The organism is Sorangium sp. So ce693 (assembly GCF_051521375.1).
GTDB lineage: Bacteria > Myxococcota_A > Polyangia > Polyangiales > Polyangiaceae > Sorangium > Sorangium atrum.
The window spans coordinates 4,449,778-4,475,556 of sequence record NZ_CP150347.1; the positions used below are offsets into that span (position 1 = coordinate 4,449,778).

General features: G+C 71.5%; 21 protein-coding genes. 9 read left to right on the forward strand and 12 right to left on the reverse strand.

All coding sequences use genetic code 11. From position 1 onward, the window contains the following. Positions 1-52 precede the first annotated feature (52 nt). Together moaC and WMF14_RS16850 are read left to right on the forward strand one after the other, a co-directional pair. Positions 53-568, forward strand: coding sequence for a cyclic pyranopterin monophosphate synthase MoaC (gene moaC / locus WMF14_RS16845; RefSeq protein ID WP_272098162.1), 516 nt, complete (start codon positions 53-55; stop codon positions 566-568). Further along, positions 565-1,089 (forward strand): molybdenum cofactor biosynthesis protein MoaE, encoded by a 525-nt coding sequence (locus tag WMF14_RS16850; RefSeq protein ID WP_437802150.1) that lies wholly within the window; start codon positions 565-567, stop codon positions 1,087-1,089. The genes moaC and WMF14_RS16850 overlap by 4 nt, the downstream gene beginning before the upstream one ends. 18 nt (positions 1,090-1,107) lie before the next feature. Here WMF14_RS16850 and phoU read toward each other — a convergent pair whose 3' ends face one another. From phoU to WMF14_RS16885, 7 genes are all read right to left on the reverse strand, one after another. After that, positions 1,108-1,833 (reverse strand): phosphate signaling complex protein PhoU, encoded by a 726-nt coding sequence (gene phoU / locus WMF14_RS16855; protein WP_044964959.1) that lies wholly within the window; start codon positions 1,831-1,833, stop codon positions 1,108-1,110. Positions 1,834-1,853: 20 nt separating this feature from the next. After that, a complete protein-coding gene (pstB, locus tag WMF14_RS16860; protein WP_437802152.1) occupies positions 1,854-2,717 on the reverse strand; it encodes a phosphate ABC transporter ATP-binding protein PstB in 864 nt (287 codons plus the stop codon). Between the two features lie 9 nt (positions 2,718-2,726). Continuing rightward, entirely contained in the window at positions 2,727-3,638 is a 912-nt protein-coding gene (pstA, locus tag WMF14_RS16865; RefSeq protein WP_437802154.1) for a phosphate ABC transporter permease PstA, read from the reverse strand. Beyond that, the gene (gene pstC, locus WMF14_RS16870; RefSeq protein WP_272098166.1) at positions 3,635-4,618 is read right to left on the reverse strand and encodes a phosphate ABC transporter permease subunit PstC; all 984 of its coding nucleotides are present in this window, start codon (positions 4,616-4,618) and stop codon (positions 3,635-3,637) included. The genes pstA and pstC overlap by 4 nt, the downstream gene beginning before the upstream one ends. 81 nt (positions 4,619-4,699) lie before the next feature. Further along, positions 4,700-5,809 (reverse strand): phosphate ABC transporter substrate-binding protein PstS, encoded by a 1,110-nt coding sequence (pstS, locus tag WMF14_RS16875; RefSeq protein WP_437802156.1) that lies wholly within the window; start codon positions 5,807-5,809, stop codon positions 4,700-4,702. Positions 5,810-5,905: 96 nt separating this feature from the next. After that, positions 5,906-7,402: a HAMP domain-containing sensor histidine kinase gene (locus WMF14_RS16880; RefSeq protein ID WP_272098168.1), complete on the reverse strand. Its 1,497-nt coding sequence runs from the start codon at positions 7,400-7,402 to the stop codon at positions 5,906-5,908. A 6-nt stretch (positions 7,403-7,408) separates the two neighbouring features. Next, on the reverse strand, positions 7,409-8,104 hold the full coding sequence (locus WMF14_RS16885) for a response regulator (RefSeq protein ID WP_012235579.1): 696 nt from the start codon (positions 8,102-8,104) through the stop codon (positions 7,409-7,411). 337 nt (positions 8,105-8,441) lie between these two features. Between WMF14_RS16885 and ndk the strand changes: the two genes are divergently transcribed. Genes ndk through dapE form a run of 4 tightly spaced genes read left to right on the forward strand, consistent with a single transcriptional unit; the run spans position 8,442 to position 11,856 of the window. Further along, complete coding sequence (ndk, locus tag WMF14_RS16890) at positions 8,442-8,876, forward strand: nucleoside-diphosphate kinase (protein WP_272098169.1); 435 nt, start codon at positions 8,442-8,444, stop codon at positions 8,874-8,876. Beyond that, positions 8,876-9,838 (forward strand): hypothetical protein, encoded by a 963-nt coding sequence (locus WMF14_RS16895; protein WP_437802159.1) that lies wholly within the window; start codon positions 8,876-8,878, stop codon positions 9,836-9,838. Before ndk ends, WMF14_RS16895 begins: the two co-directional genes overlap by 1 nt. A 42-nt stretch (positions 9,839-9,880) precedes the next feature. After that, on the forward strand, positions 9,881-10,756 hold the full coding sequence (locus WMF14_RS16900; RefSeq protein WP_437802161.1) for a 2,3,4,5-tetrahydropyridine-2,6-dicarboxylate N-succinyltransferase: 876 nt from the start codon (positions 9,881-9,883) through the stop codon (positions 10,754-10,756). Next, positions 10,753-11,856: a succinyl-diaminopimelate desuccinylase gene (dapE, locus tag WMF14_RS16905; protein ID WP_437329715.1), complete on the forward strand. Its 1,104-nt coding sequence runs from the start codon at positions 10,753-10,755 to the stop codon at positions 11,854-11,856. The genes WMF14_RS16900 and dapE overlap by 4 nt, the downstream gene beginning before the upstream one ends. A 97-nt stretch (positions 11,857-11,953) precedes the next feature. Here dapE and WMF14_RS16910 read toward each other — a convergent pair whose 3' ends face one another. From WMF14_RS16910 to WMF14_RS16920, 3 genes are all read right to left on the reverse strand, one after another. Further along, positions 11,954-12,946: a sensor histidine kinase gene (locus tag WMF14_RS16910; protein WP_437802163.1), complete on the reverse strand. Its 993-nt coding sequence runs from the start codon at positions 12,944-12,946 to the stop codon at positions 11,954-11,956. Between the two features lie 208 nt (positions 12,947-13,154). Further along, on the reverse strand, positions 13,155-13,583 hold the full coding sequence (locus WMF14_RS16915) for a response regulator (RefSeq protein ID WP_272098174.1): 429 nt from the start codon (positions 13,581-13,583) through the stop codon (positions 13,155-13,157). Between the two features lie 227 nt (positions 13,584-13,810). Then, positions 13,811-14,275: a response regulator gene (locus WMF14_RS16920; protein WP_272098175.1), complete on the reverse strand. Its 465-nt coding sequence runs from the start codon at positions 14,273-14,275 to the stop codon at positions 13,811-13,813. A 344-nt stretch (positions 14,276-14,619) separates the two neighbouring features. Here WMF14_RS16920 and WMF14_RS16925 point away from each other — a divergent pair, with 344 nt between their 5' ends. Then, positions 14,620-15,441 (forward strand): sensor histidine kinase, encoded by an 822-nt coding sequence (locus WMF14_RS16925; protein ID WP_437802165.1) that lies wholly within the window; start codon positions 14,620-14,622, stop codon positions 15,439-15,441. A 120-nt stretch (positions 15,442-15,561) separates the two neighbouring features. Further along, a complete protein-coding gene (locus WMF14_RS16930; protein ID WP_437802167.1) occupies positions 15,562-19,599 on the forward strand; it encodes a hypothetical protein in 4,038 nt (1,345 codons plus the stop codon). Between the two features lie 104 nt (positions 19,600-19,703). Here the strand turns inward: WMF14_RS16930 and WMF14_RS16935 are convergent, their stop codons facing one another. Beyond that, positions 19,704-21,731, reverse strand: coding sequence for a DsbA family protein (locus WMF14_RS16935; RefSeq protein WP_272098178.1), 2,028 nt, complete (start codon positions 21,729-21,731; stop codon positions 19,704-19,706). A 410-nt stretch (positions 21,732-22,141) separates the two neighbouring features. Continuing rightward, positions 22,142-22,636: a hypothetical protein gene (locus tag WMF14_RS16940; RefSeq protein ID WP_272098179.1), complete on the reverse strand. Its 495-nt coding sequence runs from the start codon at positions 22,634-22,636 to the stop codon at positions 22,142-22,144. 289 nt (positions 22,637-22,925) lie between these two features. On the opposite strand from WMF14_RS16940, the gene WMF14_RS16945 reads away from it, so the two are divergent. Further along, the gene (locus tag WMF14_RS16945) at positions 22,926-25,775 is read left to right on the forward strand and encodes a serine/threonine-protein kinase (protein WP_437802169.1); all 2,850 of its coding nucleotides are present in this window, start codon (positions 22,926-22,928) and stop codon (positions 25,773-25,775) included. Positions 25,776-25,779 lie beyond the last annotated feature (4 nt).

A 25,779-nucleotide genomic window follows, 5' to 3' on the forward strand; every position in this document is an offset into this window, starting at 1 on the left:
GGATCACGTTCGGCTACCGGTCCTCGGGGCCGCCGTGTCAGATTCCGGGGCGATGCCGCGAACCCCTGATCGACCCCGCGAGGGCGAAGCGCTCTCGACTCACCTCTCTCCGAGCGGCGAGGCCCGCATGGTGCCTGTCGAAGGCAAGCCCGTCACGCACCGCCGCGCGGTCGCGTCCGGCGCCGTCCTGATGCGCCACGAGACGATCGCCCGGGTCGCGCGCGACGACGCCCCGAAGGGCGACGTCCTGGCCGCGGCGCGGATCGCCGGGATCATGGCGGCGAAGCGCACGCCGGAGCTCATCCCGCTCTGCCACGGCATCGCGCTCACGCACGTCTCGGTCTCGCTCGACGTGGACGAGCCGTCCGCGTCGATCCGGGTGACCGCCGCCGCGGAGGCGGTGGATCGCACCGGGGTCGAGATGGAGGCCATGGTCGCGGTGAGCGCCGCGTGCTTGACGATCTACGACATGCTCAAGGGGATCGATCGCGAGATGGTGATCTCGGACATCAAGCTCCTCGAGAAGAGCGGGGGCCGGTCCGGCCATTTCCAGCGGAGCGCGCCGTGAGCCGGATCCGCGCCGAGCCGCTCCGACTCGACGAGCTCATCGCCGCGGTGTCTCACCCTGGCGCGGGCGGAATCGCCACGTTCCTGGGCGTGGTGCGCGACGTCAACGAGGGCCGTTCGGTCACGCTGCTGGAGTACGAGGCCTATGGGACGATGGCCGAGGCCGAGCTGGAGCGGGTCCTGTCGGAGATCGCGGCAGAGCTCCCCGGCGTGCGCGTCGCCGCGACGCACCGGGTGGGCGCCCTCCACGTCGGCGACGTCGCCGTGGCCTGCGCCGCGAGCGCGCCGCACCGGGCAGAGGCCTTCCGCGGGTGCCGCCTGCTCATCGATCGCATCAAGGAGCGCCTGCCGATCTGGAAGCGTGAGCACGGGCCGGACGGCCCGTACTGGGTCGGATGGGAGGACGCCCGCTGCGCCGGCGAGCACGGGCACGAGGCGCCCCACGGGCACGCGCACGGCGACGAGGCGCCCCACGGGCACGGCCACGGCGGGACGGCGCCTCCGGGCAGCGCTGGCGCCTAGCGCAGGCCGGGCAGGCGCCTAGCGCAGGCGAAGCCCGGCCGGCGGCGGCGAGGAGAGCGGGTCGTTCTCCTTCAGGCGGTTGTGATGCCGGATGTCCGTCCCCTTGACGAGGAAGACGACCGACTCCGCGATGTTCATCGCGTGATCGGCGATGCGCTCCAGGTACTTGGCGATCGACTGGATGCGCGTGGCCCTGTACACCGTGCTCGGGTCGCGGCTCATGACGAGGAGCACCTCCTGGAAGATGCGGGCGTAGTGCTCGTCGATCACGTCATCGCGCGTGAGCAGCTGGTTCGCTCGCTCGCAGTCGCGGGCGACCAGCGCGTCCAGCGCCTCGTGCACCACCTCGATCGCCTCGTCCGCGAGGCCTTGCAGATCCGCCACCGGCGCGAGCGGCGGCTCCTCGTTGAGCTCCTGCACACGCTCGCAGACGTTCACAACGAGGTCGCCGACCCGCTCCAGATCGGTGACGATCTTGAGCGCCGTGGTGACGAAGCGCAGGTCGGACGCCACGGGCTGGCGGGTCGCGAGGATCCTCATACAGAGCTCGTCGACCTCGCACTCGAGGCGGTTGATCCGCCGATCGAGCCGGATCGTCGCCTTGGCGAGGCCCGTGTCGCGCGTCGTGAGCGCGGTCGAGCCCTTCTGGATCATCTCCTCGACGAGGCTCCCCATGAGCAGCAGCTTCTCGCGAAGCGTGCGTAGCTCGTGCTCGTAGACCTTGCTCGTGTGCGACGTCGGCATGATTCTATCCCCCGCTTCCATCAGCCGAACTTCCCGGTGACGTAGTCTTCCGTCTTGCTCTCCTTGGGGTTGGTGAAGATGGTCTGGGTCCTGTCGAACTCCACCAAGTCCCCCATGTAGAAGAAGGCGGTATAGTCAGAGCACCGGGCGGCCTGCTGCATGTTGTGTGTTACGAGCACGCAAGTATACCGCTCTTTCAGCTCGTCGATGAGCTCCTCGACGCGCGCGGTCGCGATGGGATCGAGCGCCGAGCACGGCTCGTCGAGCAGGATCACGTCCGGCTCCACCGCGAGGACGCGGGCGATGCAGAGCCGCTGCTGCTGGCCGCCCGAGAGAGATAGCCCGGACTGATCGAGCTTGTCCTTCACCTCGTCCCAGAGCGCGACTTGGCGCAGGCACTTCTCGACGAGGCCTGTGGGATCCTTGACGGAGATGCCGTTCAGCTTGTGTCCGGCGAGGACGTTCTCGCGGATCGACATGGTTGGAAACGGGTTGGGTTTCTGGAACACCATGCCGACGCGCCGCCGCAGCCGCACCGGGTCGACGGCTTTGTCATAGATGTTCACGCCGTCGATCATGACGGAGCCCTTCGCCGAGGCCCCGGGCACCTGCTCGTGCATCCGGTTGAGGCATCGCAGGAACGTCGACTTACCGCACCCGGACGGGCCGATGACCGCTGTGACCTGGCCGTCGGGGATATCCAGCGTGATGTCGTGGATGGCGTGGAACTTATGAAAATAGGCGTTGAGCCGAGTGACGCTGATCTTGGCTGGCGGCGCCTCGTCTCCTGGCTCGATGGAGCGGCTGTCGATGCCGTCCACGTCGAGCCCGCTGCGGCGTTCCCCGGACCGTCCTTTGTGGTGCAGTGAGTCGAACGAGCTCATCGGGTGCCTTTAGCGCGCCTTGACGCTCCGCGACGTGGCGATGCGCGCGAGCAGGTTGAGGAGGAAGACGATGATGATCAGCACGAGGGCGCCGGTCCACGCCTCCTGCTGCCATTTCGGGTAGGGCGATGTGGCGTTCCGCCAGATCTGCACCGGCAGTGAGGCGATGGGGCGGTCGATGGCGAAGCTCCAATACGATGAGCCGAGCGCGGTGAGGAGCACTGGCGCGGTCTCGCCGGCGATGCGCGCCACGGCGAGCATCACGCCGGTACCGATCCCGGGCGAGGCCGTCCGGAGCACGACGAGGAGGCTCGTGCGCCACTCCGGCACGCCGAGGGCGAGCGACGCCTCGCGGAGGTGGGCGGGCACCAGCTTGAGCAGCTCCTCCGTCGTGCGGGTCACCGTCGGGAGCATCACGATCGCGAGCGCGATGCCGCCGGCGAGCGCCGAGAAGCGCTTCATCGTGACCACGACGAGGGCGTAGACGAACACGCCGATGGTGATCGAGGGGACGCCGCCGAGCACGTCGGCGATGAACCGGATGGCGGCCGCGAGCTTGCCGCGCCCGATCTCGGCCAGGTAGATGCCGGCGAGGATGCCCGTCGGCAACCCGATGCTGCAGCCGATGGCGACGAGGATGAGCGTGCCGACGACCGCGTTGCCCATGCCGCTCCGCTCGTCGCCGACGGGCTTCGGCAGCTGGGTGAAGAAGTCGAGGGACAGCCCGCTGAGGCCCTTGCTGACGACGTAGATGAAGATCAGGAACAGCGGGACCAGGACGACGACGGCGCTCGAGACGCAGAGCCCTTCGAAGAAGTAGCTGCGCGCGCGGCGCAGCGTCTCGCCGGGCGCGGGCTCGAGCAGCGTGCGCCTGGGGGCGCTCGTGGGGCTCGCCACGGGGACAGGAGTGTCGCTGTTCATGCGCGCTTCTCCAGCTTGCTCTTGGTCGAGCTCACGAGCCACCGGGCGAAGAGGTTGAGGAGGAGGGCGACCCCGAAGAGGAGAAGCGCGATCTTGGACAGCGCCGACACGTACATATCGCTCGTCGCCTCGACGAACTCGTTGGCGATGACGCTCGCCATCGAATAGCCGGGGTGGAAGATCGACGCGCTCACCTTCGGGACGTTGCCGATCATCATCGTGACGGCCATCGTCTCGCCGAGCGCCCGGTTCAGCCCAAGGATGATGGCCCCGATGATGCCTGAGCGCGCCGACGGGAGGACCGCGTAGCGGATCGTGTCCCACGCGCACGCGCCGAGGCCGACCGCCGCCTCGCGGTGCAGCTGGGGCACCGCCTGCATCACCTCGCGCGACACCGACGTGATCGTGGGGACGATCATGATGGCGAGGATGACGCCCGCGGCGAACATGCCGAAGCCGAGCGGCGGGCCCTCGAAGAGGGGGATGTAGCCGAAGTACTTGATGATGACCGGCTCGACGGTGTCCCGGAGCCAGGGGCGGAGCACGGCGATGCCCCAGAAGCCGTAGACGACGCTCGGGATCGCCGCGAGGAGCTCGACCATGAACCCGAGCGGCTTGCGGATCCGGTGGGGCGCCAGATCCGACAGGAAGATCGCGAGGCCGAGCGAGACGGGGACGGCGAGCACGATGGCGATCAGCGACGTGACGACCGTGCCGTAGACGAACGGGAGCGCGCCGAACTCCTCACGCGCAGGGTCCCACACGCGCCCGGTGAGGAACCCCAGCCCGAACTTGTCGATGGCGAGCCGCGATGAGCGGATGAGCTCCAGCACCATCAGCGCTGGCACCGCGAGCACCGTCAGGCCGAACATCGTCAGGATGGCGCGGAACGCTCGATCTGCTCCGCGCGTGCCATGTGGCGCGTCGCTCTGTGGCGCGGACGAGGCGGCTTGTTGCATCGGGACTTCTACGGTGCTCATGGACCTATCCTGCGCTCCTGCGCGCACGCCAGCCGCGCGCGGCGGAGCGCCGTTCGCACGGCTGAGGCGCATTCCTGGGGGTTATGGGGCGAGCAGGGGCTTGCCGTCAGGGCCGGCCAGCGCGGCGAGCTTCTTGTCGACCTTCTCGACGACAGCCGCGGGCAGCGGGGCGTAATGGAGGTCGTTCGTGAACTTCTGGCCGTCTTGCATCGCCCACTTGACGAAGTTGGCGAGCACCTTGCCCTTCGCGAGGTCCTTCTGCTCCTGGTACACGAGGAGGTACGTGAAGCCGGCGATGGGGTATGCGTCCTCGCCCTCGGCGTCCACGAGCGAGATCCGGAGGTCTTCCGGCATCTTGGCGGCGGCGCCGGCGCCCGCGGCGGTCGTGCTCTCCAGCGACGGGGCGATGAACTTCCCGCTCTTGTTCTTGAGCGAGGCGAACGTGAGCTTGTTCTGCATCGCGTACGCGAGCTCGATGTAGCCGATCGAGGCGGGCGTGCTCGTGATGAGGGCGGAGACACCGTCGTTGCCCTTGGCGCCGAGGCCGCCAGGCCAGTTCACGCTGGTCCCGGTCCCTGGTCCGCTCTTCCACTCCGGGCTGACCGCGCTCAGGTAGTCGACGAAGATCTTGGTCGTCCCGCTGCCATCCGAGCGGTGGACCGTCGCGATCTCCTTGTCGGGGAGCTTCACGTCCGGGTTCTCCTTCTGGAGGGCCGGGTCGTTCCACTTCTTGATCTTGCCCAGGAAGATGTGCGCGGCCGCCTCCGGCGTGAGCTTCAGGCCAGACGGGACACCCTCGAGGTTGTAGGTCAGCACGACCGCGCCCAGGCAGGTCGGCAGGTGAAGGATGCCGGCGGCCTTCCCGAGCTGCTCCTCGTTCATCGGGGCATCGGAGGCGCCGAAATCGACGGTCCGCTCGGTGATCTGCCGGATCCCACCCCCGGAGCCGATGGACTGGTAGTTGATCTTGACCTTGGAGTTGGCTTTCTGGAACTCAGCGATCCACTTCGTATAAAGAGGGTACGGGAACGTCGCACCCGCGCCCGTCAAGGTGATGTCCCCGTCAGCGGTCGGCTGCGGCGCGGTGTCCTTCTTCGCGCCGGGGAGCGAGCCGGTTTCTTGGGGGGCATCAGAGCGACCGCACGCCGCGGTCAGGAGGAACATCGCCAGGGTGAGCAGAATTCGAGCCATGCACAGCAAGGCGTAATCGAGTTTTGTGACAGCTCCGTGACGGCAAGGTGGAACAGCGAGTACCGCGCTTTCCTGGCTTTGCGTGGTTCGCGTGGATCACTCGGCGCGCGCCAGGCGGACGGTGAACTGGGTGCCGCGGCCGATGGCGCTCTCGACCTCGATCGAGCCGTTCATCAGCTCGACCAGGTGCTTCACGATGGCGAGGCCGAGCCCGGTGCCGCCCAGATCGCGTGAGCGGCCGGCGTCGACTCGGTAGAACCGCTCGAAGATGCGGCCCAGGTGGTGGGGCGGAATACCGGGGCCGTCGTCGGCGACGGCGATCGTCACCTGGTGATCGACCGAGCGCGTCTTCACCGTGACGTGAGCTCCCTCGCCCGCGTACTTGATGGCGTTGTCGAGCAGGTTCATGAGCACCTGCTCGAGCGCGCGGCGGTCGCACCGAGCGGGCGGGAGCGCCGAGGCGTCGACGGTCAACGTGACCCTGCGCCGGCGCGCCGCCTCCGCGAGCAGCTGCGTGACGTGCTCGATGGCGGGGGCGATGTCGAGCTCCGACAGCGCGAGGCGGAAGTTCTTCGCCTCGATCTTCGAGAGGTCGAGCAGGTCGTCGACGAGGTGGCGGAGGCGCTTCGCGTGCCGATCGATCACGTCGACGAACTCGGCGGCCTCGTGGGGATCGTTCAGCGCGCCGAGCTGCAGCGTCTCGGCGGCGGTGCTGATCGCGGTGACCGGGGTGCGCAGCTCGTGGGACACGTTGGCGACGAAATCGGTCCGGATCGTCTCCAGCCGGCGGAGATCGGTGACGTCGTGGAACACCGCGATGAGCCCCGGCTCGGCGGACGCGCCGTCGTGATCCGCGCCCCACGCGGCGAGGGCCTCGCGCTCATCGTGCCCGAGCCGCTCCGGGCCCTTCCGGCGCGACACGCGCACGAGCAGCCGCCTCGGCAGCGTCCGCCCGAGCTCGACCTCGACGTCGACAGGCTCGTCCCGCTTGCCGGCGAGCTGGATCGCCTCGGTGAGCCGCGCGTTGCGGATCGACTCGATGACCGATCGACCGAGCGCGTCCTCGCCGAGGGAGGCCATCGCGCGGAGCGCCCGGTTGGCGAGGAGGATCCTCCCGTCGCGATCGAGCACGAGGACGCCCTCGCTCATCCCGTCGAGGATGCCCGCGAGCAGGGCGCGCTCCGTCCGGACCTCGGCGGTGGAGCGGGAGAGCTCGCTCGAGAGGTGGTTCAGCGCGCGCGCCAGCTGGCGGAGCTCGCCCGAGCCGCGCAGCGGGGCGCGCGTCGACAGGTCGCCCTCGGACATCGCCTGCGCGAAGCGGGTCAGCCTCCGGATCGGGCGCGTGACGAAGAAGGCCGTGGCGGCGCCCACCGAGACGGCGACGACGATCACGGTGCCCATGCCGAGGAGCAGGGTGCGCCGTGAGCGAAGGAGGGCGGCGTCGACGGCGGCGCGCGGGCTGTGCTCCGCCAGCAGCGCCGCTTCCATGTCGCGCGCGGCGAGGCGCTCGATCGGGACGCCAGCGACGAGGAGGGCGAGCACCGTCCCCGCCGCGAGCTTCGCGCCGATGCCCAGCCCCCTAAGCAAGCGCATGGGCCCCTAGGCGACCTCGGGCTCGGCGCGGAACCGGTAGCCGACGCCGCGCACGGTCTCGATGTAATCGCCCGCCGCGCCGAGCTTCTCGCGGACGCGCTTCACGTGGGTGTCGACGTTGCGCGCGGTCACGTCGACGTGCGAGCCCCACACCTCGTCGAGCAGGAGATCGCGCGACAGCACGCGCCCGCGGCGATCGTAGAGCATCATGAGCAGGCGGAACTCGAGGGCGGTCAGCGCGATCTCGGCCTCCTGAACCCAGGCCCGGTGCGCGGCGCGATCGACCCGCAGGATGCCGAAGTCGAACTTCTCCGGCGCCGACGCCGGGCTCTCCGAGCGCTTGAGGATCGCCCGGGCGCGCAGGATGAGCTCGCGCACGCTGAACGGCTTGACGACGTAGTCGTCGGCCCCGAGCTCGAAGCCGACGATCCGGTCGATCTCCTCGCCCTTGGCCGTGACCATGATGACGGGCACCGCCGATGTCTGTGGGTTCTGCTTGAGGCGGCGGCAGATCTCCGTGCCCGACATGTCCGGGAGCATCAGGTCGAGCAGGACGAGATCGAACCGCTCCTCCTTGACCGCGCGGAGCGCCGTCTCCCCGCTCCCAGCGGACACCACATCGAACCCTGCCTGACGGAAATTGTAGGTGAGGACGCGCTGCAGGTCGCGCTCGTCCTCGACGATGAGCACGTGGCTCGGCATGGCCGATGTATGTAGCAGCGCATTGTGACAGCTTGATGGCGATCGCGCGTGTCGCGCGTCGCCCTCGCGAGACGGAATTGCGACAAGGACGCGGTGGCGCGCGAGCGCGAGGAGAGCGCGGAGAGCCGAGACGGACAACGGGCGGGCGGGATCGGACGTGGCCGATCCGCAACCTGGGGCGCGGCCGGGAGAGCAGCCTGGAGCGGTGTGGCGGGGCGGACAGCGATGACGGAAGCGCGACCGGCCGACGGGTCATGCAGCGCGGCGGGCTGCGGACTCCCGGGACGGAATGCGTGACGCTTGCAACGCTCGGCGTTTTCGCCTAACTGGGCCGCCCATGGCCCTCGAGCGAACACTCTCAATCATCAAGCCTGATGCGATGGAAAAGAACACGGCCGGCGCGATCGTCGCCCGCCTCGAGCAGGAGGGCTTCACGGTCAAAGCGATGAAGCGCATCCACCTTACCCGCGCGGAGGCCGAGGGCTTCTACGCGGAGCACCAGGGGCGCGGCTTCTTCGACGAGCTCGTGACGTTCATGTCGCGAAGCCCCATCCTGGTGATGGCGCTCGAGCGCGAGGACGCGGTGGCGAAGTACCGCGAGGTCATCGGCGCGACGGACCCGGCCAAGGCGGCGGCAGGGACGATCCGCAAGCTCTACGGGGCGAACGTGGGCGAGAACGCGGTCCACGGGTCCGACAAGCCGGCGACCGCCGCCCGGGAGATCGCCTACTTCTTCGCGGGTTACGAGGTCGCGCCGAGCGCGACGGCCTGATGCTCGGCGAGCGGCTCGCGGCTGCGCTCGGCGCGGCGCGGGACGGCGCGGCAGGCATCGAGAGCTTCGCGCACCTGCTCGGCTCGCGCCGCGTCGGGCCGCGTGGGGTCGCGCTCGCGCTGCCGGAGGTCTGCGAGGGATGCGCGGCGCTCGTCGTTGCCCTCGACAGCCTGTCCGCGGCGGTCCGCGACGGCTTCGTCGAGACAGACGCCGCCGTGGCGGCCGACGCCGCGGCGGTCCGCGACGGCTTCGTCGAGACAGACGCCGCCGTGGCGGCCGACGCCGTGGCAGCCGACGCCGCGGCGGCCGACGCCGCCTGCGCGGTCCTCGGCCACGCGGGCGTCGAGGTCGCGCGCCTCACGGACGAGCTGTCCCGCGCCGCGGCCGGCGCCTCGCCGGCGCGCGGCCCTGGCCGCGGTCGCGGAGATCGCGGCGGCTCCGAGCGCGGCATCGACGCGCGGCAGCGCCTCGGGCTCGAGGCGTCGGTGCGCAGGACGGCCCGGGAGCTGAGCGGCGCGCTGCGCCTGTCCGAGCTCGTGATCGCGACCCTCGAGCTGCGCCCGACGCCGCTCGATCTCATCGACGTGCTCCGCAACTGGAGCGCCGCCCCGGCCGAGGGGCGGCCCGTGGTCGGCATCTCGGTCGCCTCCTCCGACGGCCGGGCCAACGAGGTGGAGGGCGACGTCCGCGCCGTGAGCGGGCTCATGGAGCTCGCTGTCGGCATGGTCAGCGCCGCCGGTGTCGCGAGCCCGCACCTCACCGTGTCCCGCCTCTCGGACGGGCGCTCGGTGGTGCGCATCGCCGAGCGCGGCCCGCGCGAGGGGGCGCCGGCGGTCGCCCTCGACGTGGTGCTGCGCGACGGCGGCGAGCGGGCGGCCGCCGTGGCCCGCGTCGTCGCGCGCCGCGCGCGCATCGAGCTCGTCGAGGGGACGGGCGGGCGCGTCGTCACCATGACGTTCTGACCCCGGTGCCGGTGCTGGCTCGGCCGTGCTAAAGGCGGCGCCATGGCCACCGAAGAATCCATGAAGTCCCTTGTCGAGGCGGCGTTCCGCGACCGCGAGCTCCTGCGCTCGCCCGCGCACGAGGCCGCGGTCCTCCGCACGATCGAGTGCCTCGATCAAGGTCAGCTCCGCGTCGCCGAGCCCGACAAGACCGCGCAGGCGGGCGGCGAAGGCGCGGCGTCCACCGGCGAGGGCGCGCCGCACAGGTGGGTGACGCACGCGTGGATCAAGGAGGCGATCCTTCTCTACTTCTCGGTCCGCGGCATGAGCGTGATGGAGGCCGGCCCCTTCGAGTTCCACGACAAGATCCCGCTCAAGCGCGGCCTCGACAAGGCGGGCGTGCGCGTCGTCCCGCCGGGGACGGTGCGCTACGGCGCGTTCCTCGAGCAGGGCGCGATCGTCATGCCCGGCTACGTGAACATCGGCGCGTGGGTCGGCTCGGGGTCGATGGTCGACACCTGGGCGACGGTCGGCAGCTGCGCGCAGATCGGGCGAGGGGTGCACCTCGCCGGGGGCGTCGGCATCGGCGGGGTGCTCGAGCCGCCGGGGGCGCGGCCTGTGATCATCGAGGACGGCGTCTTCGTGGGCTCCCGCGTGATCGTGGTGGAGGGCGTCGTGGTCGAGGAAGAGGCGGTGCTCGGCGCCGGCGTGGTGCTCACCGCGTCGACGGCGATCCTCGACGTCACGGGGCCGGAGGTCGTCGAGCACCGCGGCCGGGTGCCTGCGCGCAGCGTGGTGATCCCGGGAACGCGGCCGAAGCGCTTCCCCGCAGGGGAGTTCTCGATCCCCTGCGCGCTCATCATCGGCAAGCGGAGCGAGGCGACGGACCGCAAGGTGTCGCTGAACGCGGCGCTGCGAGATTTCGCGGTGCCGGTGTGAGCGCGCGCGCCGACGCGGACGCGGCGGCCGCGGCCGATCTCGCGGACACGCTGCTCTGGCTGTGCTCCGTCCCGTCGCCCACGGGCGAGGAGCAGGAGCTGTGCTGCGCGGTAGCGGAGCGGCTCGGTCGGGCCCGGCTCGCCGCGCCGGTGCGCCGCCACGGCGACTCGCTCGTCGTGCAGGTGACGCAGGGCACGGGCGGCCCGAAGATCGCGCTGGCCGGGCACCTCGACGTGGTGCGCACCTCGCACGACGGGCCGCCGCGGATCGAGGGGGATCGCCTCTACGGCCCCGGCGCGAGCGACATGAAGTCGGGGCTCGCGCTGATGCTCGACCTCGCCGAGGGAGAGCGGGAGGCGATCGCGGGCGTCGATCTGACGCTCGTGTTCTACGCGCGGGAGGAGGGGCCGTACCTGGAGAACGAGCTCGCGCTGGTCATCGAGCGCGAGCCGGATCTCCGCGCGCTCGATCTCGCTGTGTGCCTCGAGCCGAGCGACAACCGGCTGAGCCTCGGCGCGAGCGGGTCGCTCCACGCTGGGCTGACGTTCCGCGGGCGGACGGCGCACAGCGCGCGGCCGTGGCAAGGGGAGAACGCCATCTACAAGGCAGGCCCGCTCCTGGTCGAGCTCGCTGCGCTCGCGCCGCGCGAGGTCGAGATCGACGGATTCGTCTACCGCGCCGTCACCACGGCGACGATGGCGCAGGGCGGGCGCGGGCGGAACGTCGTGCCGGACGAGTTCACGATGAACCTGAACCACCGCTTCCCGCCTGGGACGTCGATCCAGGAGGCGCAGCGGACCATCGAGGCGCTCGTGGACGGCCGCGCCGAGATCGCCTGGCGCGATCTCAGCCCTTCGGCGCCGCCGCACGCGTCGCACCCGCTCGTCGTCGCGCTGCGCGAGGCGGGCGTCGCCGCGGTCGAGCCGAAGCAGGCGTGGACCGACGTGGCCCGCTTCGCGGAGCTCGGAGTGCCTGCCGTCAACTTCGGCCCTGGCGAGAACGCCCAGGCGCACCAGCGCAACGAGTGGTCGTCGCTTCAAAAGCTGTCGGAGGGTCGCGCGATCCTCCGCCGCTGGCTCTCGGCGCTCGGACCGGCCTGACGCCGCGCGCGCACCCGCCGCGTGCGCTCCGTGTCACGGGGGAACCCGCCTGATCGCGCGCGGTGCTCGGGGCGCGCCCCGGCGACCCTCGTGCCCTTCAGGTGCCTGCGCGCACCGAGAGCCCGGCGGCGGGGATGGTGAAGAAGAACGTGCTCCCCTGGCCGGGCGAGCTCTCGACCCAGATCGTACCGCCGTGGGCCTCCACGATGCCCTTCGTGACGAACGCCGCGAGCCCCATCCCCTGTCCCATGGGCCTTCGAGGGGGCGCGTGGCGGGTGAAGAGCAGCGGGTGCTGATCCGGGGAGATGCCAGGTCCTGTATCGGAGATCGAGAATCGCGCGTCGGTGCCCGACGGCTCGGCGCGCACCGTGATGCGTCCGCCCTTCGGCGTGAAGCGCATGGCGTTGCCGAGCAGGGTGGCGATGACCTGGACGATGCGCTCGCGATCGCACGCGATGGGCGGCAGATCGTGCGGCAGCTCCTTGGCGATCTCGAGCGGCTTCAGCGCGACCGTGGGCGCCACGAGCTCGATCGCCTTGTCGAGGATCGGCTCGACCTCGTGCGCGCCCTTGCCGACCTTCAGCGAGCCGCTCTCGATGCTCATGGCGTCGACAAGGTCCTGCGCGAGCTGGTTGATCTCGTCCGCCGCGCGGGTGATCGCCTCGAGCTGCCGCCTACCCGGGCCCTCTTGAGCGACGGATCGCATCAGCATGCGGGCGCTCACGACGATCACGCTCAGCGAGTTCCTGAGGTCGTGAGAGATGGTGGATACGGTGTCGCGCAGGAGGCGCTCCGCCGCCTCCGCGCGACGCTCGAGGAGCTGGCGCTGCTCCTCGATGATCCGCTCGCGCTTGGCCGCGTCGCCCCGTGGGGCGAGCCGCTCCGCGTCCGCCTTCGATCGCCTGGGCGCCCTGGCGCGCAGGGTCGCCGGTCCCGCGGATCGAGGCCCGCTCGCTGCAGCGGACGCCGAGCCTCTCTTCGGAGCGCGCAGGGGCGCCGCCGTGGTGCGCCCGCGGAGCGTGCGGCCGTGCGCTGCATCCGCGCCGTCCGCCGCGTTCTTCCCGGCTTTTTTTCTCGTCACCCCCGCCATTCTTGTCCCCTCGTGCCTCTCAAGCGCTCAGTTAGCCAGAAAGACCGCACCGAGAATAGTCAGGTGGTGCCGCAGTCAAGTCCTGGCAGCGCGGGAGCGCAGGTGCGCTATTCGCGGTCTCGCGGGGGGCACGCGCCTCGCGGATCTCGCGAGCTCGTGCGCGCTGTGTGGGTTTCGCTGGTTCCGTGGAGCGGGGATTCGCAGCGCGTCAGGGCGTGCTTTCCGGCTGCGATGACGCGACGCCGCGCGACAGGAGGCGGCGAATCTCGAGCACGAGCGTGTCCGGCAGACACGGCTTCGTCAGGAAGGCGTCGCACCCCGCGTCCTTCGCCTCGCGCGAGTGCCCCGCGAGCGTGTGACCTGTGAGGGCGACGATGGGGATCCGCATGGTGCGAGGATCGCTCTTGAGGTGGCGCGTCGCCTCCCAGCCGTCGATCTCGGGGAGCGAGAGGTCCATCAGGATGAGGTCCGGGATCAGCTCGAAGGCGCGGTCGAGCGCCTCGCGCCCCGTCGCCGCCTCGGCCACGCGGAACCCGGAGAAAGACAAGTACTCCGCGAACATCTCCCGGTTGTCCTGGAAGTCGTCCACGACCAGGACGAGCGGCGAGACCGCGTTGTCATCAGACTTCACTTCCATCCCTGTGAACCTTTCCATTCCTCGGCGCACCGCGCCGCCCGATCGGTCGTAAGGGGCTCCGGCATCGCTCGGCCGGCCTCTCACGAAGGTCATGTAGGGGGGCGATCCGCTCGGGTCACGTCATGTTTGTATACCTGATAGCGGGCACAATGCCGGGCATTTCCCCTCCCGCGCAGGGGTTATCCTGCATTTGCCCTGAAGGGGTCTCAGGTTGCTCCTGACGTGGCCTAGGTAGGTCCGTAGGGTCGGCGGACGCCGACGATCTCGTGGAGCAAACGGGCGGCGCTGTCCCAGTCGACCGGCTTCACGAGGACGCCGTCGAACGCCGAGGCGTTGAGGGCGGCGCGGGCCTCGAGATCGCGCCGGCCGGTGCACGCGAAGATGGCGACGTGCTGGGTCGCCGGATCGGCGCGCAGCGCCTCGGCGACGACGAAGCCGTCGATGCCGGGCATCCTCAGGTCACACAGGATCACATCCGGCACGTCCTGCGTCGCGAGGAACACGCCACGCAACCCGCCGGTTGCCCGCTCCACCAGGAAGCCGTGCGCAGCGAGCGCCGCCTCCGCCATGACGAGGAAATCGGGATCATCATCGACGATGAGGACCCTGCGCCGCCGCTCGATCACCAGGGTATCCTCATCTCCCTGCTCGTCGTGATGCTCGGTGAACTCACTGCGCTCTGCCTCGGACATGCTCCCCCGCTCGCGGCTCGGCTGACAGCGCTCCCCAGGTGCTCGGGCTTCGATGCGCGATGCGCGGAAGCATGACCATGGGACCATGGAAGGAGAGCAACGGCCTCCCGCCGGCGTTTCTGGAAAGGCCCCCCCGCGCTGGTGGAGGCGGAACCTGAACCCCAGGTACACCTTGTGCCCAGGTCGCTTATCCGCAACCATCAACTGTCCAGCGCAGATGGGGGGTCTCTGCGCGGCTCACCCCCAGCGTCCGGCGACCGCTGTTTCGGGGCAGCCCCGACGACGGTTGGCTTGCTCGTCTGATGCTCGAGGTCCGCGCTGCTGCATATTCGGAGCAGGCGTTTATGTGGATGGATGACGAGTTCTTCGCGCGTGTGGGCCACGATCTTCGGGGTGAGCTGGCGACCATGCTGGCGGGGGTCCACTATCTCCTGCGTTACCAGAAGGACCTCGGGGCGGCGCCGCGGGACATGCTGGAGCGCGTGCGCGGCGCGGGCGAGCGGCTGAAGCGGCTCCTCGACGAGTTCGACAACTCCATCTGGCTCCGCGCGGACGCGAGCCGTCCCATGGCGATCGCGTCGTGCGATGCAGGCGAGCTCGCCCGCCGCGCGGCGGGGCACCTCGAGGAAGCGGCGACCGCGCGTGGCGTGCGCATCTCGTTCGATGCCGAGCCCGACGGGGGCGCCCCCGTGGAGGGGGATCCTGAGCTGCTCCGGGTGGCGATCGAGTACGTGCTCGGCTTCGCCATCCTGCGCTCGCGCGATCGCCCCGTGCAGATACGTGTCTCGATCTCTGGCGGTGAGGCGGTGGTGACCGTCATCGACGAGGCCGGCCCCGTCGCGCCGGAGCCGCTCGCCCGGCTGCTCGATCCGTTCGGCGAGCGGGCGGCGATCCCCGCCGACCCCGTCGCGCCGCGCCGTCGAGAGCGGCTGGGGCTCGGGCTCGCGATCGCGCGTGGCATCCTCGGCGCGCACGGGGGCGGGCTGACCGTGGAGCCGTCGTCCGAGCGCGCGGACGGCAGCTCGACGGAGCCGGCCTCGGGGCTCTCCCCGACGGGTCTGCGATTCTCGTGCTCTCTCGGCGGCGTTCAACGGGGCGCTCCCCCCGGCTCGCCCGAAACGAGGGGTCGCGGCGGCGCGGCGAGCGCGAGCGGCGATGGCGGATGAGGTCCTGCCCGGGGCTCGCAACGCGCGGATCGTGTCCGATGAAGACTTCGTCTAGGATGAACGGGGTCGCACGTCGCGAGCGTGCTCCAACTTCCACCGCCCACCGATGAATGCGCCTCGATGCCGACGCTGAGCTCTCTCCTCGTGCAGCATGGGGTTACCTCGATGCGGGTGGTCGAAGAGGCGATCGCCCGCCAAGTGCTCCACGGCGGCGACCTCGCCACGAATGTGCTGGAGCTGGGGGCGGTGCGTGAGCGGGAGCTCACGGCGCTGCTCGCAGAGAGCCTCGGGCTCCCGCCCGCCGTCGGCCGATTGCGGCCCGCGTCGCCCGAGGTGCTCCGGACGATCCCTGTCGATCTCGCGGTCCAGCACCGCGTGTTCCCCCTCGACGTACGCGGAGGCCTCGACGTGGCAGGGGCGGGAGCCGCGCAGCGCGAAGCGACGCTCGTCATCGCCACGGCGGAGCCCCTCGCGTTGCCCGTGGCGGAGGAGCTGAGCTTCGCGCTGGGGGTCAGCCTGCGGCAGCTCGCCGCGCCGCTGGTGCGCATCCGCCAGGCGCTCGCCGAGCATTACGGCGTGGCCCTGGAGCGGCGGTTGTCGCGGCTCGTGAAGCAGCTCGACGCGCGCGCCGAGCCGAGCCCCGACGAGCCGAACCAGTCAAACGGGCCTGGGCCAGCGGTCACCGCAGCGGTCCCGCCGGCGGCGTCGGCGCCCGCCTCACCCGCGGGCGCCGACGCGGCTCCACGCGCAGCGGTCGACGCCACCTCGTCCGCGCGGGTCGACACGACGCCTCCTGCCGAGGTCGTCGCGGCTCGCCCTGTCGAGGTCGCTGCGGCCTCGCCCCCTGGCGTCGATGCGGATTCACCGGCAGGCGCTCGCCCCACGTCGCCTCCAGGAGTCGACGCGGCTTCGCCGGCCAGCGTCGAGGAGCCCGAGGAGGCTGCTGAGACCCAGCAGCGGCGGCACAGCATCGAGGATGCTCCGACGGTCGAATCGCTGACCTCGATCTACGACGAGGACACGGTCGTCGCGGACGTCGCGCTCAACGAGGCGGTGCCCACGCCGAGGAAGCCGCCGCTCCACGAGATGGATGACGAGCCGACGGTCGTCGCTGCGTATCCGCTCGATCTGTCCGCGCTCCGCTATCCCGAGGCGCACATGCCTCGGGTCGAGGCGGTCGCTTCGAAGCGCGCCGCGCCAGCTCGTGGTGAGGCGGCCGCGCCTACCGGCCAGGCCGCTGCGCTGCAGGAAGAACCGGCGATCGAGCCGGCCGTGCCGACGCCGCGCTCCGAGCAGCTCGCGCCGCACCTCTCGCCGCTGGCGCCATCGGACGCCGTGCACACGTCGCCGCGCGTGGAAGCGCCGGGGCCGCCCGTCGAAATCCCGGAGTCGGCTCCGAAAGCAGCGGCCTCGCCGGCGTCGGCGCTCTCCGGCGCGCGTTCGCCGGCGCCAGGTACTCAGCTCCTGACGGGCTGGCTGAAGCGGGCCTCTGCGGCACACCGGCCTCAGCGAGAGCCGCTGCCGCAAGCCGCCTCGGCGCTGCAGCAGCGGCCGGACGGATCCGCGCCGACGGCGTCGGCACCGTCGCCGCTACCCGCAGTACCGACACCCGAGGCGCCGGTCCCCGAGGCGCCTCCGGCCGAGCGACGCGAGCTCTCCTCGATCACGCCAGCGGCGAAGGTCTCCATGCGCGAGGCGGGACGGTCTGCGCCCGCTGCGCAGAGGCGTAAGGGCCCCTTCACGCTGGCCATGGCCGAGCAGGCGCTCGCCGCCGTCGGCTCGAGCGAAGAGGTGCTCGCGGTCCTCTTCGACTTCGCTCAACAGTACTTCGAGTACACGGTCCTGTTCACGGTGCACGGCGAGCGCGCCGAGGGCCGCAACGCTTCAGGTCCAGGCGCCGAGCGTGAGCGCGTCACGAAGATCACCGTGCCCTTCGAACGTCCGAGCGCCCTCGCCAGGGCGCGCGCGCTCCGCGCGCCGCTCGTCACCGCGATTGCCGGCAGCGCTCCTGACGCCGAGCTCCAGCGCGAGCTCGGCAGGAAGGTCCATGCGGCCGCTGTGGCGGTCGTCCCGATCGTCGTGCGCGGCCGCGTCGTCGCGCTCGTCTACGGTGACGACGGCGCCACCTCGGTCGAGCTCTCGAGCATCGGAGACCTCATCGCGCTCGCCGGCATCGCGGCGACGGTGCTGGAGCGGCTCATCCTGCGGAAGAAGCTGAACCGCAGCGGTGGTGCCCAGCAAAGCGACGGCCCGGCGCCCCACGATGCCGCCACGCCTCCGCAGAAGGCGCCCGCGCCGCTGCATCCCGCACCTGCGCCTCCGGAGGGCGCCGCCGCCGGACCTTCGGAGGGCGCTGCTGCGCCTCCAGAGGACGCTGCTGCGCCGCTGGGCGAGCAGGCCATCGAGGGACCGCTGTCCCTGCGCACCCGCGCCGCGCTCATGGAGCTGAGCAGCATGGTCCGGTCGGACGCGCACGGCTCGCACGTCGCCGCCGCAGGAGCGCAGCTGCCCGCGGCGGATGCAGATCGCGACGCGGGAGAACCCCCGCCCGCCGACCCCTCGGACGTCGCGCCGCGAGCCGTGCGGCCGCAGGGCGGCTGGACGACGGAGGACGGCGCTTCGGGGATCGATGCCGTCGCGCGTGCCTTCGGCCTTCGCGGCACCGGCGTGGAGGCCGAGTCCGTGCCGCCGGAAGAAGGTGTCGCGCACGCGATGGCCTTCAGCTCGACCATCCCGCCGGCCCCGACGCTGCACGCACAACGCCTCGGCTCCGAGCCGCAGTTCCGGTCGGGCCTCGAGGTGGACGCGGACGTCGTGTCGGGCACGGCCGTCACGGCGCCGATGATGCCGGCGATCACGCCGCCGATGATGCCGGCGGTCACAGCGCCGATGATGCCGGCGGTCACGCCGCTGCCTGCGTCGCGCGCCGCAACGTCGTCCGCGCCGGCGATCATCGACGAGATCCCCGACCTCGAGATCCCCGCGGCGCCGGTCCCCTCGGCGTCGGAGGACCTCGATCTCGGCGAGCCGGAAGAGGCGCGGACGAAGCGGTACTCACGGCCTCCGTGGATGCTCGACAGCTCGATCACGCCGGGCGCAGAGGAGCACCGGGAGCTCGGACCGGCGCCGGCAGCGGGGCGCCCCTCGTGGCGCCGCCGCACGCCTGTCGCCGTCGAGACCGCCACGTCGTACGCGAGGCCCCCGTCCGAGCGCCGCGCCGCGGTCTCGCAGTCGCCGGCCGGCGACCTGCGCGCGGAGTACAGCTCGCTCCTTCAACACGTCCTCGCGGGCGGCGAGTCCGGCGCGAGGGCGTTCGCCGAGCTCGTGCGGAACGGCGACACGGCGATCTCGATCGTCGCCGCGCGGTTTCCCGGTCCGCTCCGGGTCGACCGTCAGCGCTTCCGTGAGCAGCTGGCCGGACCGGAGGGCGCCGCGATCGTCGCCACCACGCCCCCTGCCTCCCAGTGCGGGCCGCTGCTCGAGCTCATCGTCGCGATGCGGCGGCCGGCGCTCCCCTTCATGACCGTGCGGAGCGCCTCGCCCGATCCCGAGGTGCGCCTGTGGGCCACGCACGTGCTCGGCGAGCTGCCGTACCCGGAGGCCGCCAACGCGCTGCTCCCACGGCTCTTCGACGACAGCATCGCCGTGCGGCGGATCGCGATCCAGTCGGCCGCCTCGCTGATCGCGGCGCCGCCTGCGGGCGGCCCGATCCTGCAGGGGCTCGATCACATCGCGCGCGATCGCGAGGAATCGTCCGCGCGACGGCTCGCGGCCATCGAGACGATGACCGAGATCCGCTCCGGAGCCAGCGTGCCGGCGCTCATCAGCGCGCTCACCGATCCTCACGAGGCGATCGTCGAGGCGGCGGCGCGGGCGCTGATCGTCATCACGCGGGACGATCTCGGCCGAGACGCGCGCAGGTGGCTGTCATGGTGGTCGAGGAACGGCGAGCGCCATCGTATCGAGTGGATCATCGACGCGCTCACGCACGAGAAGCCTGCCATCCGCCGCGCGGCGATCGACGAGCTGAAGGGCATCACCAAGGAGTACTTCGGCTACTACGAGGACCTGCCGCGGCAGGAGCGGGAGGCCGCCCAGGAGCGCTACCGCGCGTGGTGGATCTCCGAGGGGCGCTCGCGGTTCCGCACCACCGGCTAAGGCTGCAGGGAGGCGGGCGGCTCAACCGCTCAGCGGGAGCCGCCCGTCGGGTGGGCTTCAGGGAAGGGAAGGGGAAGGGAGAGAGCGAACCGCGCGGCGGCGGTTCACTTCGGGGTGGCGGGGGCGGCGGCCGGCTGCGCGGCGGGCGCCGGCTTCTTGACGGGCAGCCCGGCGGGCGCGGTCTCGCCGGCCTCCTTCATGGCCTTGTCGATGAGCTTCTTGAACTTCGAGAACGGCTGGGCGCCGCTGATGAAGTAGCCGTTCACGACGAACGCCGGCGTCCCGCTGATGCCCGCCTTGTCCGCGACGGCGCTCTCGGAGTCCACGAACGCCTTGTGGGTGTTCGCGTCGAGCGCCTTCTTGAACTTCGTCAGGTCGAGGCCCTGCTCCTCGGCGTACTTCTCGAGCGAGGCGCGCGCGAGGCCGTCCGGCTGCCCCTGGTTCTTGAAGAGCTCCTCGTGGTACGCCCAGAACCCGGCGTTGCCCTTCTGCGCGTACGCCTCCTGCGCGGCCTCGGACGCGAGCGGCGCGTTCTTGTGCATCGGCAGCGGCCGGTGGCGCCACACGATCTTCAGCTTGTCGCCGTAGGTCTTCGAGATCTGGGAGACCGTGTCCTCGACGCGCTTGCAGAACGGGCACTCGAAGTCCGAGAAGACCTGCATCACGACCTTGGCCTTCTCGCCGCCCTTCCACGGGCTGTTCGGCGGCGGCGCGGAGACCTCCTTGCGCTCGGGCGGCGGCGGCTCCTTGCCGTCCTTGATGATCTCGGCGTAGAGGTCCTTCGCGGCGACGCCCTTGGCGAGCAGCGCCTCGGACTTCTTCAGCTCCTCGTCGATGATCGCCTTGAACTTGTCGATCGGCTGCGCGCCGACGAGCCGGCGGCCGTTGATGAAGAAGTGCGGGGTCCCGGACGCCTGCAGGTCGTCCGCGAGCTCCTGATCGGCGGCGATGGACGCGCCGTGCTTCTTGGTGGCGATCGCGGCCTTCACCTTCTCGACGTCGAGCCCGAGCTCCTTGGCGTAGCCGAGCAGGTCCTCGTCGTTGAGCTTCTGCTGGTTCTTCCAGAGCAGGTCGTACGCGTCCCAGAAGCCCTTGTCGCCCTTCTGCGCGCGGGCCTCCATGGCGAGCTCAGCCGCGGGCTCCGCGCGCTGGTGGAACGGGAGCGGGTTGTTCTTCCAGACGAACCGGACCTTGTCCCCGTAGGTCTTGACGATCTCGTCGATCGTCGGGACGACCTTGCTGCAGAAGGGGCACTGGAAGTCGGACCACTCGACGATGGTGACCAGCGCGGTGGCCGGACCCTTCGCCGGCGCCTCGCCGACGGGCACCTTCCAGACGGTCTTGTCGTCCTCCTGCGGGCGCTCGCGGTCCTTCTGGGGCGGCGCCTTCGCCTTGTTCTCCGCGGCGAGCTTGGCGTACACCTTGTCGGGCTTCGTCCCGGAGGCGACCGCCGCCTGCGCGGCCTTGAGCTGCTCGTCGATGACGGACGTGAACTTGTCGATCGGCTGAGCGCCGCTCAGGAACACGCCGTTGATGATCGACGCGGGCGTGCCGGTGACGCCCGAGGTCTTGCCGACCGCCATGTCGGCGTCGATCTTGGCCATGTACTCCTGCCGATCGAACGCCGCCTTGAACTTCGCCCTGTCGACGCCGGCGTCGCCGGCCCACTTCTCGAAGCTCTCGGGCGAGAGGCTCTTCTGGTTCTGGAAGGCGAGCTCGTGGAACTTCCAGAACGCCTTCGAGCCGCCGAGGCGGAACACGGTCTCGGCCGCGAGCGCCGCCGGGCGCGCGTTCTTGTGGAAGGGGAGCGGGTTGTTCTTCCAGATGATGCGCAGCTTCTCGGGGCCGTACTTGTCCTTGAGCTGGCTGATCGTCGTCTCGACCTTGCTGCAGAACGGACACTCGAAGTCGCTGAAGACGACCATCGTCACCGGCGCCGCCCGCGTGCCCCACAGGGGGTCCTTCGACGACACCGGGATCGCCGCGTCTTCGTCGGTCCACGGCTGACCGTCTTCGACGGCGGCCGAGATCTCATGGCCGCGCGAGCCGGCGCTCCGATCGATGCTCCACATCAGCCCCATCCCTGCGATGAAGCAGAGAAGAAAGCCGACGATGGCTGTTCCCTTGTTCATGATGTTTCCTCTCTCAACGTGGGTGGGGCTCCGCCAGGCGGGCCCCTCCTTCAACGCGGGTGCGGCACCGGGTGCAGCGCCCGCGACAAGATCGCCAATCGTGAGCTCCCGGGGCGGCGCGCCACCCCGGGCCAAGGGAGCCGCCGCCGCGTGCCCGCAGCGCAGCCCCCGGCGGAGCGCCAGAGCCGCTCTCGACCCCTCACGCCGGCGCCTGCGCCCGGCCTCGCGCGCGGCTGGCACGTCGCCCTCGAGAGGGCGAGCCTGCGCGACGTGGGACCGGACCGGCGCCTAGGAGGCTCGGGTCAGACCGGCAAGCGCTCCGGATCTCGCGGCAGCACCGCCCTCGCGCCTGGAGCGGTCTCCGAGAGACCGAGCGGCGCGATCGCGTGCGGGCTGCCGGCGAGCTCGCCTCATCGAGGCGGGTGGTAGACGCCCTGCGCGACGCCGGGACGCGGTCCTCCCGAGACCGCCCCGAACGAGAAGAGCGAGACGGGCGCGCACGGGGGAGGGAGGACGAGCTCCGGAAGGAGCAGCGCCTGGTGCGGAGCGCTGGCGAGCTCGCTCACAGGACCTGGATGTCGCGAGTTCGGCCCCACCATCGGCCCGCCATCGAGCCCGGCGCAGCCTGGCGCCGCGTCGATCCGCGCGTCGGTGATCGGGAGGGTGCGGGGCGGAGCGACCGCGGAGGCTCCGCGGGGATCACAGATGGGCGCGTCCCTCGTCTCGCCCGTCGCATCGTCGACGCTGGTCAAGACGGTGCACGACGGCTCGTCCGGCGGGGCGACGATCGTCATCCGGTCGTCCTCGCACACCGGGATGATCGCAGCGCGCGCTTTCAGCGGCAGGACCAGCGCCAACGCGAACGTCAGCACGGTCATCAGGCGCTGGACAGCGTGTCGCGACATCCCTCGCAAGGATTAGCCGAGGCGTGCAGGGAGAGCAATGGCCCGGATCCCCGAGGGAACGCGGCACTCCGGGCCTTCCTGGACGGAGCCCGACGCTTCTCCAGGGTACCGCCCGGAGGACGCCACTTGTCGACAGGGTGTGGATAACCCTGTGGATAAGTTGGAGAGCCCCTGTGTCGAACCGGTGGTTCGAGCAGCCCGCGCCAGCAGGAGCACGGCCGGTTTCAGGGTTGTGCGGCGATCCGCGCGAACTTGGCCCACCTTGTCCTACATCCGGTAGGTTCGCTTCATGGCGAACTCCTCCGCGACCGTGCCTCGCCCGGTTCCTCCGCCCTCGCATGAGCCCAACAAGAGCGGCTTCGCTGCGGACGATGTTCCCCGGCCGCTCGGTCGTTACGTGCTCCTGCGGCGCATCGCCCGCGGAGGCATGGGGGAGGTGTTCCTCGCCTCCACGACCGGGCTGGAAGGGGCCGAGCGCCCCGTCGTCGTGAAGATCATCCGCCGCGAGCACGCGTCCGATCCGAGCTACATCGCCCGCTTCCTCGACGAAGCGCGGGTGCAGGCGCAGCTCCAGCACTCCGGCGTCGCGCAGGTCATCGAGGCGGACGTCGACCCGGCGACGGGGGAGCCGTACGCGGTGGTCGAGCACGTCGAGGGCCGGAGCCTCGGCGAGGTCCGCGCCCGCGCGGTGCAGCTCGGGCACCGCTTCGACTGGGCGGAGGCGGTCGCGATCGCGACGATGATCGCGGAGGCGCTCGCCCACGTGCACGAGCGCAGGGACCCGTCGGGCGCCGCGCTCGCCATCGTCCACCGCGATCTGTCGCCGCAGAACGTGATGCTCGGCTTCGCCGGCGACGTGAAGATCATCGACTTCGGCACCGCCCGCGGGCAGAACCGCCGCTGCCACACGGTCGCGGGCGTCGTCTTCGCGAAGCCGGGCTACGTCGCGCCGGAGGTCGCCAACGGAGATCCGGGCGACGCGCGGGTCGATCTCTATGCGCTCGGGATCATGCTCTGGGAGCTGTGCGCGGGGCGCCGGTTCCTGCAGGGCGACGCGCAGGCGCACATGGCCGCGGTCGCGCGCAACCAGAACGACCCGCCGCCGATCGCGCTGTCGCTCGGGGCTCCATCGGCGCTCGACGCCGCCATCGGGCGGCTCACGGCCTTCGACCGCGACGCCCGCTACCCGTCGAGCCGCGCCGCCGCGCGCGACCTCGCCGCGCTCCTCGGGGCGGCGGTCGCCCTGCCCGGCGGCGAACGCGGCGTGCGCGCGCGGGCCGCGCACCTGATGCAGCGCCTGTTCCCCGGCGAGCCGGGGCGCTCGCGCAGCGAGTTCGCGGCCCTCGTCGCCGCCGCCAAGGCCCACCGCGCCACGGCCGTGACGCCGGTGAGCCCGCGCGCGGAGGCCATGGCCTCCGCCGAGCGCGTGGACGACGGCACGCTGCCCGGGACGCGCTACCGGCTGCTGCGCGAGATCGGGACGGGCGCGAGCAGCACCGTCCACGAGGCGGAGCACGTCGATCTGGGGCGCCGCGTGGCGCTCAAGGTCGTCTCCGCGGAGCACTCGGCGACCGACGTGGTCGCGAGCCGCTTCCGGCGCGAGGCGCGCGTCCTCTCGCGCCTCTCCCACGAGCACCTCGTGAAGGTCCACGATTTCGGCATGGCCGCGGATGGCCGGCTGTTCTGCGCCATGGATCTCCTGGAGGGCGAGACGCTCGACGCCCTGCTCGTCCGCGGCGGCGCGATCGACTGGAGGGACGCGCTCGCGATGGCCGCCAAGGTGCTGAGCGCGCTCGAGCTCGCGCACGCCGAGGGGCTCGTTCACAGGGACATCAAGCCCGAGAACCTGTTCATGACGCGCCCGCGCGCCGCCGAGGGGGCGCTCTCCCTCGCGGACGCCGGCCTGAAGCTGCTCGATTTCGGGCTCGCGAAGCGCCTCTCCGAGGATCGCGGCGAGGCCGACGGCGTCGCGGACGAGACGGGCGCCGGCGAAGGGCCGGCCCGGGCCGCGGTCGCGATCGTCGGGACGCCCGAGTACATGGCCCCCGAGCAGGCCGCGTCGGGGCGCATCGACGGCCGCGCCGATCTCTACGCGCTCGGCTGCGTCCTCTACGAGATGCTCACGGGGCGCCTGCCGTTCGTCGAGCACAGCCTCGTCGCGCTGATCGACGCGAAGATCAAGGGCAGCCCCGAGCGCCTCCGCGAGCGCGCGCCGGCCCGGCAGATCCCGACCTTCGTCGACGATCTGGTGATGCGCGCGCTGGCCCGTCATCCGAGCGTCCGCTTCCAGAGCGCCGCCGAGATGCGAAAGGCCATCCTGGATGCGCTGGGGCAGCCCGCGCGCGCGCGCACCCGCCGCCGCGCGCTGGGGTTCGCCGCGGTGGCCGCCGCGATGACGCTCGCGGGCGTGCTGGTCGTCGGCAAGGGGCGCGAGCTGGTGGCCAGCGTCCCCGCGGTCGCTGCGCTCGTCGGCGCCGCGGGCGAGGCGACCGCGGCGTCGGGCGACGAGGCGCAGCCCGCTGCGCCCGGCGCGCCGGCAATCGCTGCGGAGGCGCCGGCAGTCGCTGCGGATGCGCCGGCAGTCGCTGCGGATGCGCCGGCGGCAGCCGCGGATGCGCCGTCGCTCGCGGCAGCTTCCTACGCGCCGGCGTCCGCCGCGGCAGCTCTCGCAGCGGCCAGCGCGCCAGGGCCTGGCGCGGCAGGGCAGGGGAGCGCCACGCCTTCGACCCTCGCCGCTGTGTCCGCCGCCGGAGCTGATGCCGCCGCGCCCCGAGAGGGAGCCGCGCTGCCCGCGGCGGTGGTGCCGCATGCGCAGGCCGCCATCGCGAAGAGCGACGCGGCGAAGCCACCGGCGAGGGACGAGCCCGCCCGGCGCGCCTCGGCGACGGCCGCGCGCGCACCGGCGTCCAAGGCCGCCAAACCTGCGGCGCGCGGCGCGGCGGATCGCGCCTCCCGCGAGGTCGCGAAGCGCGAGCAGAAGGCGCGCGAGCGATCGTCCTCGTCCGCGGCGCGCGAGTCGGCCGCGCCGACACCCGCGCGTGGCGAGGCTGACACGGCGGCGAAAGACGCGCACGAGGATCGCGGCGAAGCGAAGCGGCGCCGTCACAAGCGGCGGTCCCGGGTCGCGAAAGCGGAGTAGCCCC

Coding starts and splice junctions, on each gene's coding strand:
- WMF14_RS16910 (WP_437802163.1), bottom strand. CDS start 12,946: ATGGCGGGGGTGACGAGAAAAAAAGCCGGGAAGAACGCGGCGGACGGC.
- WMF14_RS16895 (WP_437802159.1), top strand. CDS start 8,876: ATGCTCGGCGAGCGGCTCGCGGCTGCGCTCGGCGCGGCGCGGGACGGC.
- WMF14_RS16935 (WP_272098178.1), bottom strand. CDS start 21,731: ATGAACAAGGGAACAGCCATCGTCGGCTTTCTTCTCTGCTTCATCGCA.
- pstA (WP_437802154.1), bottom strand. CDS start 3,638: ATGAACAGCGACACTCCTGTCCCCGTGGCGAGCCCCACGAGCGCCCCC.
- WMF14_RS16880 (WP_272098168.1), bottom strand. CDS start 7,402: ATGCGCTTGCTTAGGGGGCTGGGCATCGGCGCGAAGCTCGCGGCGGGG.
- WMF14_RS16900 (WP_437802161.1), top strand. CDS start 9,881: ATGGCCACCGAAGAATCCATGAAGTCCCTTGTCGAGGCGGCGTTCCGC.
- pstC (WP_272098166.1), bottom strand. CDS start 4,618: ATGAGCACCGTAGAAGTCCCGATGCAACAAGCCGCCTCGTCCGCGCCA.
- pstB (WP_437802152.1), bottom strand. CDS start 2,717: ATGAGCTCGTTCGACTCACTGCACCACAAAGGACGGTCCGGGGAACGC.
- phoU (WP_044964959.1), bottom strand. CDS start 1,833: ATGCCGACGTCGCACACGAGCAAGGTCTACGAGCACGAGCTACGCACG.
- pstS (WP_437802156.1), bottom strand. CDS start 5,809: ATGGCTCGAATTCTGCTCACCCTGGCGATGTTCCTCCTGACCGCGGCG.
- moaC (WP_272098162.1), top strand. CDS start 53: ATGCCGCGAACCCCTGATCGACCCCGCGAGGGCGAAGCGCTCTCGACT.
- WMF14_RS16885 (WP_012235579.1), bottom strand. CDS start 8,104: ATGCCGAGCCACGTGCTCATCGTCGAGGACGAGCGCGACCTGCAGCGC.
- ndk (WP_272098169.1), top strand. CDS start 8,442: ATGGCCCTCGAGCGAACACTCTCAATCATCAAGCCTGATGCGATGGAA.
- WMF14_RS16930 (WP_437802167.1), top strand. CDS start 15,562: ATGCCGACGCTGAGCTCTCTCCTCGTGCAGCATGGGGTTACCTCGATG.
- WMF14_RS16915 (WP_272098174.1), bottom strand. CDS start 13,583: ATGGAAGTGAAGTCTGATGACAACGCGGTCTCGCCGCTCGTCCTGGTC.
- WMF14_RS16945 (WP_437802169.1), top strand. CDS start 22,926: ATGGCGAACTCCTCCGCGACCGTGCCTCGCCCGGTTCCTCCGCCCTCG.
- WMF14_RS16925 (WP_437802165.1), top strand. CDS start 14,620: ATGTGGATGGATGACGAGTTCTTCGCGCGTGTGGGCCACGATCTTCGG.
- WMF14_RS16920 (WP_272098175.1), bottom strand. CDS start 14,275: ATGTCCGAGGCAGAGCGCAGTGAGTTCACCGAGCATCACGACGAGCAG.
- WMF14_RS16940 (WP_272098179.1), bottom strand. CDS start 22,636: ATGTCGCGACACGCTGTCCAGCGCCTGATGACCGTGCTGACGTTCGCG.